Source organism: Duganella sp. S19_KUP01_CR8, assembly GCF_036688705.1.
GTDB lineage: Bacteria > Pseudomonadota > Gammaproteobacteria > Burkholderiales > Burkholderiaceae_D > Rugamonas.
Map to the genome: position 1 here is coordinate 324,652 of NZ_JAQQPR010000001.1, position 13,930 is coordinate 338,581.

A 13,930-nucleotide genomic window follows, 5' to 3' on the forward strand; every position below is an offset into this window, starting at 1 on the left:
ATTTCAAAAAAAGACGACTTATTTACACAAAAATACAAAGTATTTGGTGGTTGATTGCCAATTTGTGATAATCAGGCGTGAAACGTTCAACCAAGTTCATGTGAGCGGGGGTACGATGAGCGATGACAAGTTGTTGGCCGGACAAGAGGCTGCGCCGCGTCTATTCGGCGTCGAGGACGGCCGGGCGCTGGCCGAGGCGGCGCTGCGTTCGATCACGGCGTCGACCGCGCGCGTCCGCGGCGACGACTTCCTGCGCATCCTGGTGCGCGACCTGGCGCAGGCGCTCGATGTCACCTATGTGATCGCCGGCCGGGTGATCGCCATGGCCGACGGCCAGGAAGGCATCCGCACGCTGGCCGTGTGGGGCGGCGCCGACTACCTGCCGAACATGGAATACAGCCTGCTGCACACGCCTTGCCAGGACGTCACCGACCAGAGCATGTGCTTCCATGCCTGCGGCATCCAGGCCGATTATCCCAAGGACACGCTGCTGGTCGACATGCGGGCCGAAAGCTATATCGGCATGCCGATGATCGATACCGAAGGGGACACGCTGGGCATCCTGTCGGCCATCGACACCAAACCCATTTCCGAGGACAAGCGCCTGCTGGCGCTGTCGCTGCTGTCGATCTTTGCCGCGCGCGGCGCCGCCGAGCTGCAACACCAGGAACGCGAGCGGATGCTCGAACAAAAGGTGCGGCAACGCAGCGAGGCCTTGCTGGCGGCGCAAGCCACGCTGATCGAGCAGGAAAAAATGGCGGCGCTGGGGGCGCTGGTGGCCGGCGTGGCGCACGAGGTCAACACGCCGATCGGCGTCGCGGTGACGGCGGCCTCCACGCTGAGCAGCTATGCGGCCGAGCTGGTCAAGTGCGTCGGGAGCGAGCGCGTCAGCCGTTCCGAGCTGGTGGCGACGGCGGGGCGCATGCGGGAGGCGGCCTTGCTGGTCGAGCGCAACCTGCTGCGCGCCGCCGACCTGATCGGCAACTTCAAGCAGCTGGCGGTGGACCAGGGCAGCCAGAATGTCTGCGCGGTGGCCTTGCTGGAGCATGCGCAGAGCGTGGTGTCGGCACACGGCCCGGAGTTGCGCAAGTTCGGCATCGCGGTCGAGCTGGATATCGCGCCGGAGTTGCGGGTGCGGCTGGATCCTGGGCGTTGGTCGCAGGTGCTGTCCAACCTGTTGATGAACAGCGCCAAGCACGCTTATCCGAACGGCGGCCCCGGCCTGATCAGGCTGGCCGCGCGCATGGAAGTCGACTGGCTGTTGCTGGAGTTTAGCGACGACGGCGTCGGCCTGACGGCGGAAGTGCGGGAGCGCTTGTTTGAACCGTTCTTCACCACCAAGCGCGGGCAGGGCGGATCGGGACTGGGCATGCACATCGTCTACACCATCATGCACCAGATGGGCGGACAGGCGGCGGTCGAGCCCAGCCCGGCCGGCTGCCGCATCAAGCTGCGGCTGCCGGTGCGGGAACCGGTTTAAGGCTTAAGGTTTGGGCTGCTGGTCGGCGGCCATCGACAGCGCCACCGCCTCGGCCACCTTGATGCCGTCGACGCCGGCCGACAGGATGCCGCCCGCGTAGCCGGCGCCTTCGCCGGCCGGGAACAGGCCGCGCGTGTTCAGGCTTTGCAGCGTGTCGTCGCGGCGCTTGATGCGGATCGGCGACGAGGTGCGCGTCTCCAGCCCGGTCAGCACGGCGTCGTGCTTGAAGTAGCCCTTGACCTGCTTGTCGAACGCCGGGAAGGCTTCGCGCAGCGCGGTCACGGCGTACTCCGGCAGGATGGTGGCCAGGTCGGTCAGCTGCACGCCCGGCTTGTACGACGGCACCACGCTGCCGAACTCGGTCGAGGCGCGGCCGGCGACGAAGTCGCCCATCAGCTGGCCCGGCGCATTGTAGGTGCCGCCGCCCAGTTCAAACGCCTTCTCTTCCAGCCGGCGCTGGAACTCGATGCCGGCCAGCGGGTGGCCGGGGTAGTCGACTTCCGGCGAGATGCTGACCACGATGGCGCTGTTGGCGTTGCGCTCGTTGCGCGAATACTGGCTCATGCCGTTGGTGACCACGCGGCCCGGTTCGGACGCGGCCGCCACCACCGTGCCGCCCGGGCACATGCAGAAGCTGTACACGGCGCGGCCGTTGGAGGCGTGGTGCACCAGCTTGTAGTCGGCGGCGCCGAGGATGGGGTGGCCGGCGTTGGGGCCGAAGCGGCAAGTGTCGATCAGCGACTGCGGGTGCTCGACCCGGAAGCCGATCGAGAACGGCTTGGCCTCGACGTAGACGCCGCGCTGGTACAGCATTTCAAAGGTGTCGCGCGCGCTGTGGCCGACCGCCAGCACCACGTGGTTGGTGACGATTTTCTCGCCGCTCTCCAGCGTCAGGCCGCGCACCTGGCCGCCGTCCGGGCCTGGCTCGATCTCGATGTCGACCACCTTGTTTTCAAAGCGGTATTCGCCGCCCATCTGTTCGATGTTGGCGCGCATCTGTTCGACCATCTTCACCAGGCGGAAGGTGCCGATGTGCGGTTTGCTGACATACATGATTTCCTCCGGCGCGCCGGCCTTGACGAACTCGGTCAGCACCTTGCGGCCATAGTGCTTGGGGTCCTTGATCTGGCTGTACAGCTTGCCGTCCGAGAAGGTGCCGGCGCCGCCTTCGCCGAACTGCACGTTCGACTCCGGATTGAGCTCGCGCTTGCGCCAGAAGCCGAAGGTGTCGACGGTGCGTTCGCGCACCTGCTTGCCGCGTTCGAGGATGATGGGACGCAAGCCCATCTGCGCCAGGATCAGCGCCGCGAACAGGCCGCAGGGACCGGTGCCGATCACCACCGGGCGCGGGTTCTGGTCGTGGCCGGCCAGCTGCTCGCCGTGGGCGACGAACTTATATGCAGTGTCCGGCGATGGCGCCAGGTGGACGTCGTGGTGCAGGCGTTTGAGCAGCGCCGCTTCGTCCTTGACGTCGACGTCGAGCGAGTAGATCAGCACGATCGCGGTTTTCTTGCGGGCGTCGTAGCTGCGCTTGAATACCGTGTAGCCGAGCAGGGCGTCGGCGGCGATGTCCAGGCGCGCCAGGATGGCGGCCGGCAGGTCGGCCTCGGCGTGGTTCAGCGGGAGTTTGACTTCGTTTAATCGCAACATGGATGGCTTCCTGAGAGGGCGCTGTCTAGGCGCCATGATAGTCGGACCGGCGGGGCGGTGCTCCGGTTCGGTCCGTAAAACCCCGTATTTTACCCGCAATGGCCGCCAATTGCAGCCATGCCGGCCGCGCCCGCCCCATGAAATGCGGACAAAATACAGTCCGGTAAATATAAAACGCCGGGACGGGGCTTGCGGGATATTAAATTCAGCCTTCCGCCGTCCATACTCGCCGTGTTAATTGCCTGGCCTGGAATTTTATATATGGGCGGCTACCAATTAATAGCGCCGATTATTCCCTTCGCCTATTAATCCCATAGATATTTAATATTTAGAGTTGGAATGGCTATTTATAAACAATATAGAACTGGCGGCTATTATCGCCGCGCCCATATGATTATTGTGTTTGGCGATAAATAGGGCGAGGATTGTTGCGGGGATGTAATTATTCACTAATGAATCATCCGTGGATTTGTTGCGAAAAGGCGACTGCCACCAAAATGAGCAGATGCCGGTTTTTCTCCACCCCATGGTGCGTTTTGGTATCCACGCGGAAACTTTATTGCGCGTCGCCGCCGGTTAAAAACGCAGCGTCGTTGGCATATCGGATGCTCTTTGTTCTGGCAAGCCCCTGTTTCGCATTGATTTTCGCCGGTTGCAGCTTGACGGTTGAAAATATTGGTGTACTCGCTTCGAGGGGCCTGCAGCAGGACGGGAAACGGTGCATGTCTCGCGGTTTGTTGTTTTTCTGCGATTATTTCGTTATTTGATAGGAAATTAAAAATGTAATTTTAGAAACATTCCGAACTGATTCAGCTCAAGGTTTAAAGCAATGTTGTATGAACGAGACAATTTCTATTGTTAATAAAAAAACATCCGCCAGCGTGATTGTTCGGGCGTTTTGCCGCAACGCACCATGCCGGTGCGCAGAATCTGCCGCCTTCCACACGCTTGCCGCTGCCGTGTAAGGTTCATTGACAATAGCCGAGTTGCTATGTTTTTATGAACAGCGGAAAAGTTTGGCTTTATTTCATCAACGATGACGCAAGCGCCGATCTTTACCTGGGGCAGAAGAGAAAGTGCAGTTGCCGGTGAATGAATGGTTTTATCAAAGCTATTCGTTAGTCGGTAGAGGTTAAACAAAGAAATGGGTCGTTTTTACTCGCTATCCAAAAGATGCTGTTAAACGTTCTAATAAACACACCAAGGGAATTCAATATAATGATCAAGGAAACAGTTTTGTCTCGCTCGATCCGCGTGATGTTCGTCAGCGGGATTGCGCTGGGTATGCATGCAGCGTCCGCGCAGCAAGCACCGGACCAGCCTATGCAAAAAGTTGAGGTGACCGGTTCGCGCATCCCAACCCTGAACACGGAAGGCACCAGCCCGATTACCGTTCTGGGTTCGAAAGACATCAAGATCGACGGTCTGCGCAACGTCGAAAGCCTGCTGAACAACCTGCCACAGGTGTTCGCATCGCAGTCCGGCTCGGTCTCCAACGGCGCGACCGGTACCGCTCAGGTCGACTTGCGTGGTCTGGGTTCCAACCGTACCCTGGTGCTGGTCAATGGCCACCGCCTGCCAGCCGGTACCCCGGGCTCGCCAGCAGCTGACTTGAATCAGATTCCTGCTCCCCTGATCAAACGTATCGAAGTACTGTCCGGCGGCGCCGGCGCCGTGTACGGCGCGGATGCGGTCGCAGGTGTGGTCAACTTCATCATGAACGACCGCTTCGAAGGCGTTCAGGTCGAAGTCAACGGCAGCGGCTACAACCACAAGCAGCAAGATACCGCCGGCGTGGGCAGCCTGGTCGCCAAGCGCGCCCTGGGCAACCCTGGCCAGTACTCGGTACCGGGCAACGTCGGCCTGGACGGCCGTTCGCGCGACGCCTCGCTGCTGATCGGTAGCAACTTCGCCGACAACAAAGGTAACGCCACCCTGTTCTTCAGCTACAAGCGCGACGACGCGCTGCTGCAAGCCGCGCGCGATTTCACTTCGTGCTCGCTGAGTGTTTCGGCTGCAGGCTTCGCTTGCGGCGGTTCCAGCACCAACGCCACCGGCCGCTTCACCAACGGCGCCGACAAAGGCCCGCTGTTCCCTAACGCCGGTAAAGTCTTCACCACCACCGCCGCCGGTACGCCACGTTCCTACGTCGATGCGACCGATGCCTACAACTTCGGCCCAACCAACTACCTGACCCGTCCTGACGAGCGTTATGGCGTTGCTGCAAACATCCATTACGACCTGAACGAGAAAGCCCGCGTCTACGCCGACTTCTCCTTCCACGATGACCGCAGCGATGCGCAAGTGGCTCCAGGCGGTATGTTCGGCGCGGTGTACACCGTCAAGAACGACAACCCGTTCCTGACTCCTGAGATGAAGGCCGCGCTGGACGTGACCACCCCAGGCAGCTCCAACTCGGTGGTTGTCCAGCGTCGTAACGTTGAAGGCGGCGGTCGTGATTCCGTCTTCACCAACACCTCCTATCGCATGCTGATGGGCGTCAAAGGCGAAATCGGCCCTTGGCAGTACGACATCTTCGCGCAGACCTCCAAAGTTCGCTTTGCTGGTAGCTCGGATAACTACTTCTCGAAATCCAAGGCTGCCAAGGCCATGGACGTGGTCAACGTGAACGGCGTTGCGCGTTGCGCCTCGTTCGTCGACGGCACCGATCCAGCTTGCGTACCTTACAACGTCTGGAAAGTGGGCGGCGTAACCAAGGAAATGCTGGATTACATCCAGATTCCTGGCCAGCAGTTCGGCCAGACCGAACAGCAAATCCAGGGCGCCAACATCGCGGCTGACCTGGGCGACTACGGCATCAAAGTTCCTGGCAACTCGCAAGGCGTCGGCGTGTCCGTCGGCCTGGAGCGTCGCGTTGAAGCGCTGGAACTGCGTCCAGACGGTCCTTCGCAAAACTTCGACCTGGACGGCTCCGGCGGTCCTGTGAAGCCAGTCAAAGGCCGCTATGTGGTCAAGGACGTGTTCGGCGAGATGCGTCTGCCGCTGCTGGAAAACAAACCGTTTGCCGAGTCGCTGGCAACCAACCTGTCGTTCCGCCACACCAAGATCGACACCGGCGTCAGCGCCAACACCTACGGCCTGGGCCTGGAATGGCAGCCAGTTTCGATGGTCAAGGTCCGCGGTTCGCACCAGAAGGCAGTGCGCGCACCAAACATCAACGAACTGTTCACGCCTAGCGGCAACAACCTGTTCGACATGGATTCCGATCCATGCGCAGGCGCCACCCCAGCCCGTTCCGCAGCCGAGTGCGCCCGCACCGGTGTCAGCGCTACGCGTTACGGCAACATCCAGGGCAGCCCAGCTGGCCAGTACAACTACCTGGCTGGTGGTAACACGGCTCTGAAGCCAGAGCGTTCGAAGTCGAACACCCTGGGTCTGGTGATCACCCCGATGAAAAACCTGACCGTGACCGTCGATTACTTCGACATCAAGGTGCAGGACACCATCAGCATCGTGAACCCAGAAACCACGCTGACCAAGTGCCTGGATTCCGGCGATCCTATCTTCTGCTCGCAGGTTCATCGCGACTCGCAGGGTACCCTGTGGCTGCTGCCTCAGGCGAACATCGTTGGCACCAACACCAACATCGGTTCGATCAAAACCTCGGGTATCGATCTGGGCTTCAGCTACGGCCAACGCGTCGGCAACCTGGGCACCATGGGTCTGACCATGAACGGCACCAAGCTGAAGTCGTATGAAATCGAAGAGCTGCCAGGTGAAGGTTCCTACGATTGCGCAGGCCTGTACAACGGCGCCGGCAAATGCGGCCAGCCTCGTCCGAAATGGCGTCACAAGCTGCGTGGCAACTGGAACACCCCATGGAGTGTCGACCTGGCTCTGACCTGGCGCTACTTCCAGGGCGTGGACATCGAAACCACCAGCAGCAACTCGCACCTGACCGGCACGCCGCGTGATGCTGAATCGCACTTCGCTTCGGCCAACTACTTCGATCTGGCAGGCACCTACTACTTCAACAAGAAGATCAGCCTGACCGCCGGTATGAACAATATGTTCGACCGCGATCCTCCGATCACCTCGAAGTACGGTACGGGCCAGGGTAACGGCAACACCTTCCCATCGATGTACGATGCGCTGGGTCGTAAGCTGTTCATGAATCTGAGCGCCAAGTTCTAATCGGCGTCACGAAGTAAAAAGCGGCGGGTCTCACGACCCGCCGCTTTTTTTTATGCCTTTTTTTAACCGTTTTCTTGTGGCCGGGCTCAGGTTTCCCAGTCGCTGCCGGCGTCGATGGCGCCCAGCATCGCGCTCACCAGCGTGCGTTCTTTTTCAGTGAGCTCCGGCCGCCAGGCTTCGAACAGCAGGATCACGCGCGTCTGGTCGCTGGTGTTCCAGGCCTCGTGCTCGATGCTGTCGTCGAACACCCAGGCCTTGCCTTCTTCCCAGCTGCGCGTCTCGTTGCCGACCCGCAGCGAGCAGCCGGGCGGCACGATCAGCGGCAGGTGGCAGATCAGGCGGGTGTTGAGGATGCCGGTGTGCGGCGGAATGTGGGCGCCCGGCCGCATCATCGAGAACAGCACGGTGGGCGCGCGTCCCGGCACCTGCGTCATCGGCACCTGGGCCAGCGCGGCCAGCGTTTTCGGACAGCGCGCGGCGTTTTCCGCCACCACTTCGCCGTTGCGCCACAAATAGAAAGCGCTCCAGTCGCGGTTGTTGTGCATGCCGCCGCGGTTGAGCGCGGGCAGCCTGGGGTCGGGCTTGAGGTAGGGCTCGAAGGCGGCGTCGTCCTGCAGCACTTGCAGCAGCTCGGCGCGGATGTCGTCGGTGGCCGCCTCGACCTGGTCCAGCCACGGGAAGTCGGCGCGGTCGAAGAACTGGGTTTGCGGCAGGCCGGGGAAGTAGTACAGGCGCGGCTGCTGCAGGAAGACTTGCTTGCGGCCGAGCAGCAGGTCGAGCGACTGGTTGAAGCGGGCGCTGTCGGCGTCGTCGGCCAGGCCGGCCTGCTGCAGCCGCTGCATCAGCTGGCCTTCGAACTGGGCCACGTGCTGTTCGCAGGCGGCGCGCGCGCGCGCCAGCTGCGCGCGCAGCGACGGCGGCAGGTCGTCATCCGGTGGCGCCGCCTTCAGCGCGGTGCGGTAGAACGCCACGGCCGAGATGGCATTGCCGTCGGCCGCCAGCAAGTCGCCCTTGACCAGCAATAGTTGCAGATTGTCCGGCGCGGCGTCCAGCGCGTGCTCCAGGGCGGCCAGCGCCGCCTTGATGTCGCCCAGCGCCTGGCAGGCTTGGGCCAATCCGAACCAGGCTTGCGGCCCGCCCTGGCCGCTGCGGGTAAGTTGCTCAAAATGGGTGCGTGCCGCCGCCGCGTTCGGATTGTGTGTGGTCATTGCCTAGAGGTCAAAACCGCCATCGGCGCTCTTGAAGGCGTGGATGGCGCGGGTCATTTCCGTGATCATGGCGCGTTCCGCCAGCGTCAGCTGCGGATGCCAGATGTCGAAAATCAGCACCACGCGCAGCTTGTCGCTGTCATTCCACGCCTCATGCTCGATGGTATCATCGAATACCCAGGCTTGGCCCGGTTGCCAGCTGCGCGTTTCATTGCCGACCCGGAAGCCGCAGCCCGGCGGCACGATCAGCGGCAGGTGCGTCACCAGGCGCGCGTTGCTGACGCCGACGTGGGCCGGGATCCGGGTCTTCGGCTTGAGCAGCGAGAACATCGCGGTCGGCGTGCGGCCCGGCTGGTCCGGCTGCGGCGCACCGCCCAGCAGCGCCATCGTCTGCGGGCACCTGGCGGCGTTGTCCGGCACCGGCAGGCCGTCCTTGAGCAGGTGGAAGGCGCTCCAGCGCGGCGAGTTGTTCAGTTCCGCGAACTGGTTGTGCGGCACGTCGTCCGGGTAGGTCAGGTAGGGCGCGAAGCCATCCTCGGTTTGCAGCACCTGCAGGAATTCATCGCGGATGGCGTCGGTGCCGGCTTCGATCGCGTCCAGCCACGGGAACTCGCCGCGCGGCAGGAAGGCTTGCGGCACCAGGCCGGGATAGTGATAGCGCATCGACTTCGATTCGTAGCGGCGCTTGCGGCCCACCATCAGGTCGACCGATTCGCGGAAGCGGCTCAGGTCTTCGCCTGCATGCAGCTGGTATTGCTGTTCGAGGAAGTTGTCGAGGAAGCGGCCATAGTCGGCCTGGTAGCGCTCGACATACTGCATCGCATGCTCGACGGCGCTGCGCATGCCGGCATCGAGCCGTTCGACCGGCGGCGCCACCGAGGCCACCGCGCCGTACACCGAGGCCGACTGGTGGGTCTTGCCCTGGCGTTCCAGCAGGTTGGCGCGCAGGATCAGGGCCACCATGTCGGATGGATCGGCCACCAGCGCGTTGTGGATGGCGGTCTCTTCGGCCGCCTCGTCCTTCTGTCCCTGGCAGGCCAGCGCCAGGTTGACCCAGTTCTGCGGATCGTCCGGATAGGCGCGCACCAGGCGCTCGAAGGCGCGGCGCGCGGTGGCGTGGTCGCCGTAGCGGAAGGCGCGCTTGCCCAGCGAGGTCAGCGCCAGGGGATGGGCCGGCTGCAGGTCCAGGATGCGCGCCCACATGCGGCCGGCTTCTTCTTCCTGGCCGGCCTGGGTGGCCTTGATCGCTGCTGCCTCCAGGATGGCGACTTCAGGCGACGCCGGATGCGGATTGGGCTTGGAGGTAATCATTTCTAGTCATCGACGGGTTGCAGGGAAGCTTTGTTGCCTGCAAAGAAATTATAGACCGCCGATAACACGCCTTGACGCAAAGCGCGCATGAAACCAGATCAACTGTTGGTGCCACGCATCACTTTGATACAGTTCGCCGCATTTTGTTACATGCCACCCCACAGCCCGCTCAGGATGGCGGCGGCCGACAGGCCGGCGGTCTCGGTGCGCAGGATGCGCGGACCCATGGCCAGCGGCAGGGCGCCGTGCTGGATCGCCAGGTTTTCCTCGGCATCGCTGAGGCCGCCCTCGGGGCCGATCACCAGGGTCACCGCCTGCGGGCTCTGGTGGCGTGCCCAGTCGGCCAGCGACTGTCCGGCGCGCGGCGTCAGGATGATGCGGCGGTGCATGTCCTGCTGGGTGATCCATTGCTTGTAGTCTTGCAGCGGCGCCAGCTGGGCCAGGCGGTTGCGGCCGCTCTGCTCGGAGGCCGACTCGATGATGCCCTGCCAGTGCGCCATCTTCTTTTCCGCCCGTTCGGCCGACAGCCGCACCACGCAGCGCTGCGCCGCCAGCGGCTGCACGCCGGACACGCCCAGCTCGATCGCCTTCTCGATGATCCAGTCCATCTTGCTGGCCTCGGGCAGGGCTTGCGCCAAGGTGATGCCGAACGGCAGCTCGACCTCGCGCGGCTGGTGCGTCTTGACCTCGACGCTGACGTGGCGCCTGCCGATCTCGCTCAGGGTGGCGCTGTATTCACCGCCCTGGCCGTTGAACAGCGTGACCAGCTCGCCCGGCGCCAGCCGCAGCACCTGGATGTGGTGGGTGACCGCCTCGGGCAGGCTGACGAGCTGGCCGATGGCCAAAGGCTGGGAGATATAAAAGCGGGGCATGCGCGAATCCGGTCGGTTTGAGTTCCGCAATTTTAAATGGTGGACGCCTCGGTCTGGTAAAATAATGGGTTCAGCAAGAGAGCAGCACAGACAGTAGTAACGACAGCAGCATCCCATTGCCCCCAGTTTCCATACTTTCGTGATAGACCAACGATGACTTCTACGCTCCCAACCACCCAAATGGCTAACGCGATCCGCGCGCTGGCAATGGACGCCGTCCAGAAGGCCAATTCCGGCCACCCAGGCATGCCGATGGGCATGGCCGAAATCGCCGTGGCGCTGTGGAGTGGCCATTACAGCCACAACCCGGCCAACCCGAAATGGGTGAACCGCGACCGCTTCCTGCTGTCCAACGGCCACGGCTCGATGCTGCACTACGCGCTGCTGCACCTGTCCGGCTACGCGGTGAGCATGGACGACATCAAGTCCTTCCGCCAGATGCATTCGAAAACCCCGGGCCACCCGGAAGTCGACATCACCCCGGGCGTGGAAACCACCACCGGCCCGCTGGGCCAGGGTATCGCCAACGCGGTCGGCATGGCGCTGTCGGAGTACCTGCTGGGCGCCGAGTTCAACAAGCCTGGCTTTGACATCGTCAACCACTACACCTACGCCTTCGTCGGCGACGGCTGCCTGATGGAAGGCATCTCGCACGAAGTGTGCGCGCTGGCCGGCACCCTGGGCCTGAACAAGCTGATCGCCCTGTACGACGACAACGGCATCTCGATCGACGGCAAGGTCGAAGGCTGGTTCACCGACGACACCCCGGCCCGTTTCGAAGCCTACGGCTGGAACGTGATCCGCGCCGTCGACGGCCACGATGTCGCCGCCGTCTCGGCCGCCATCGCCGCCGCCAAGACCTCCAGCAAGCCGACCCTGATCTGCTGCAAGACCGTGATCGGCAAGGGCTCGCCTAACCTGCAGGGCGGCGACAAGGTGCACGGCGCCGCGCTGGGCGACAAGGAAATCGCCGCCGTCCGCGAATACATCGGCTGGAGCGCCGCGCCGTTCGAGATCCCTGCCGACGTCTACGCCGCATGGGACGCCAAGTCCGCCGGCGCCAAGCTGGAAGCCGACTGGGCCGCGACCTTCGCCGCCTACGGCAAGCAATTCCCGGCCGAAGCCGCTGAACTGAGCCGCCGCATGGCCGGCGACCTGCCAGCCGCGTTCGACGCCACCCTGGCCGCCGGCATTGCCGCCTGCGTCGACAAGAAAGAAAACATCGCCACCCGCAAGGCCAGCCAGAACGCCATCCAGGCGCTGGCGCCGGTGCTGCCGGAATTCCTGGGCGGCTCGGCCGACCTGACCGGCTCCAACCTGACCAACTGGAAAGAGTGCGTCGCGCTGCGTTCCGGCAAGCCGGGCAACCACGTCAACTACGGCGTGCGCGAGTTCGGCATGTCGGCGATCATGAACGGCGTCACGCTGCACGGCGGCTACATCCCGTTCGGCGCCACCTTCCTGACCTTCTCCGATTACAGCCGCAACGCGCTGCGCATGGCCGCGCTGATGAAGCTGCGTTCGATCTTCGTGTTCACCCACGATTCGATCGGCCTGGGCGAAGACGGCCCGACCCACCAGTCGGTCGAGCACGTCTCGTCGATGCGCCTGATCCCCAACCTGGACAACTGGCGTCCATGCGACACCGTCGAATCGATGGTCGCATGGGGCGAGGCGGTCAAGCGTAAGAACGGTCCGTCGACCCTGATCTTCTCGCGCCAGAACCTGCCGTACCAGGAGCGCACCGCCCAACAGATCGCCGACGTCGCCCGCGGCGGCTACGTGCTGAGCGAAGTGGCCGGCGCCAAGGTCACGCTGATCGCCACCGGTTCGGAAGTCGAGCTGGCCGTGGCCGCCGCTTCGGCGCTGGCTGCGGAAGGCATCGCCGCGCGCGTGGTGTCGATGCCGTCGACCGACGTATTTGACCGTCAGGACGCCGCTTACAAGGCCAGCGTATTGACCAAAGGCTTGCCACGTGTGGCAATCGAAGCCGGCGTAACCGATTTCTGGTACAAATACGTTGGCCTGGAAGGCGCTGTGGTCGGCATCGATACCTTCGGTGAATCGGCTCCGGCAGGCGTGCTGTTCAAGCACTTCGGCTTCACGGTGGAAAACGTCGTGGCGAAAGTCAAATCTGTCATTGCATAATCTATAATTGCTTGTTGCATTACCTATTTTTCTAATCAGGAGCATAGTATGACGATCAAAGTTGCAATCAATGGCTACGGCCGCATCGGCCGCAATGTGCTGCGCGCTTTCTACGAAGGCGGCAAGAAACAGGACATCCAGATCGTTGCGATCAACGACCTGGGCGATGCCAAATCGAACGCCCACCTGACCCGCTACGACACCGCCCACGGCAAGTTCCCAGGCACCGTGACGGTGGACGGCGACAACATGATCGTGAACGGCGACGTGATCCGCGTGTTCGCGCAGCGCAACCCAGCGGAAATCCCATGGGGCGATCTGGGCGTGGACGTGGTGCTGGAGTGCACCGGCTTCTTCACCACCAAAGAGAAAGCTTCGGCTCACTTGAAGGGCGGCGCCAAGAAAGTCATCATCTCGGCACCAGGCGGCAAGGACGTCGACGCCACCATCGTGTACGGCGTCAACCAGCACGTGCTGAAATCGACCGACACCGTGATCTCGAACGCTTCGTGCACCACCAACTGCCTGGCCCCGCTGGTCAAGCCGCTGAACGACGCCATCGGCGTGGAAACCGGCCTGATGACCACGATTCACGCCTACACCAACGACCAGGTACTGTCGGACGTGATGCATGAAGACCTGCGCCGCGCCCGTTCGGCCACCATGAGCATGATCCCGACCAAGACCGGTGCTGCCGCCGCGGTTGGCCTGGTGCTGCCTGAGCTGAACGGCAAGCTGGACGGTTTCGCGATCCGCGTGCCGACCATCAACGTTTCGCTGGTCGACCTGTCGTTCATCGCCAAGCGCGACACGACCGTGGACGAAGTCAATGCGCTGATGAAGGCCGCCGCTGAAGGCGCGCTGAAAGAAGTGCTGACCTACCAGACCGAACCGCTGGTATCGATCGACTTCAACCACAATCCTGCTTCGTCGAACTTCGACTCGACCCTGACCAAAGTGTCGGGCCGTCTGGTGAAGGTATCGTCGTGGTACGACAATGAGTGGGGCTTCTCGAACCGCATGCTGGACACCACCGTTGCACTGATGACCGCGAAGTAATTCGCTGCGAGTCCAGTAGAGCCTGCCGGCGCAATCCGGCAGGTTTT

The 13,930-nt window shown here is 62.6% G+C and carries 8 protein-coding genes; 4 read left to right on the forward strand and 4 right to left on the reverse strand.

All coding sequences use genetic code 11. From position 1 onward, the window contains the following. Window positions 1–115: 115 nt before the first annotated feature. The gene (locus tag V6M89_RS01475) at window positions 116–1,480 is read left to right on the forward strand and encodes a sensor histidine kinase (protein WP_332851488.1); all 1,365 of its coding nucleotides are present in this window, start codon (window positions 116–118) and stop codon (window positions 1,478–1,480) included. Window positions 1,481–1,483: 3 nt separating this feature from the next. On the opposite strand, the gene V6M89_RS01480 is transcribed toward V6M89_RS01475, so the two are convergent. Beyond that, complete coding sequence (locus V6M89_RS01480; protein WP_332851489.1) at window positions 1,484–3,130, reverse strand: NAD(P)/FAD-dependent oxidoreductase; 1,647 nt, start codon at window positions 3,128–3,130, stop codon at window positions 1,484–1,486. 1,236 nt (window positions 3,131–4,366) lie between these two features. On the opposite strand from V6M89_RS01480, the gene V6M89_RS01485 reads away from it, so the two are divergent. Beyond that, the gene (locus tag V6M89_RS01485) at window positions 4,367–7,285 is read left to right on the forward strand and encodes a TonB-dependent receptor domain-containing protein (RefSeq protein WP_332851490.1); all 2,919 of its coding nucleotides are present in this window, start codon (window positions 4,367–4,369) and stop codon (window positions 7,283–7,285) included. A gap of 86 nt (window positions 7,286–7,371) precedes the next feature. Here V6M89_RS01485 and V6M89_RS01490 read toward each other — a convergent pair whose 3' ends face one another. The 3 genes from V6M89_RS01490 to V6M89_RS01500 form a co-directional block, all read right to left on the reverse strand. Beyond that, window positions 7,372–8,493 (reverse strand): aspartyl/asparaginyl beta-hydroxylase domain-containing protein, encoded by a 1,122-nt coding sequence (locus V6M89_RS01490; protein ID WP_332851491.1) that lies wholly within the window; start codon window positions 8,491–8,493, stop codon window positions 7,372–7,374. A 3-nt stretch (window positions 8,494–8,496) separates the two neighbouring features. After that, on the reverse strand, window positions 8,497–9,804 hold the full coding sequence (locus tag V6M89_RS01495; RefSeq protein WP_332851492.1) for an aspartyl/asparaginyl beta-hydroxylase domain-containing protein: 1,308 nt from the start codon (window positions 9,802–9,804) through the stop codon (window positions 8,497–8,499). Between the two features lie 146 nt (window positions 9,805–9,950). After that, window positions 9,951–10,676 carry a 16S rRNA (uracil(1498)-N(3))-methyltransferase gene (locus V6M89_RS01500; protein ID WP_332851493.1) on the reverse strand — a complete coding sequence of 242 codons (726 nt, stop codon included), beginning with the start codon at window positions 10,674–10,676 and terminating at the stop codon, window positions 9,951–9,953. A 153-nt stretch (window positions 10,677–10,829) separates the two neighbouring features. On the opposite strand from V6M89_RS01500, the gene tkt reads away from it, so the two are divergent. Together tkt and gap are read left to right on the forward strand one after the other, a co-directional pair. Then, window positions 10,830–12,824 carry a transketolase gene (gene tkt / locus V6M89_RS01505; RefSeq protein WP_332851494.1) on the forward strand — a complete coding sequence of 665 codons (1,995 nt, stop codon included), beginning with the start codon at window positions 10,830–10,832 and terminating at the stop codon, window positions 12,822–12,824. 48 nt (window positions 12,825–12,872) lie between these two features. After that, complete coding sequence (gene gap / locus V6M89_RS01510) at window positions 12,873–13,883, forward strand: type I glyceraldehyde-3-phosphate dehydrogenase (protein ID WP_166105476.1); 1,011 nt, start codon at window positions 12,873–12,875, stop codon at window positions 13,881–13,883. Window positions 13,884–13,930 lie beyond the last annotated feature (47 nt).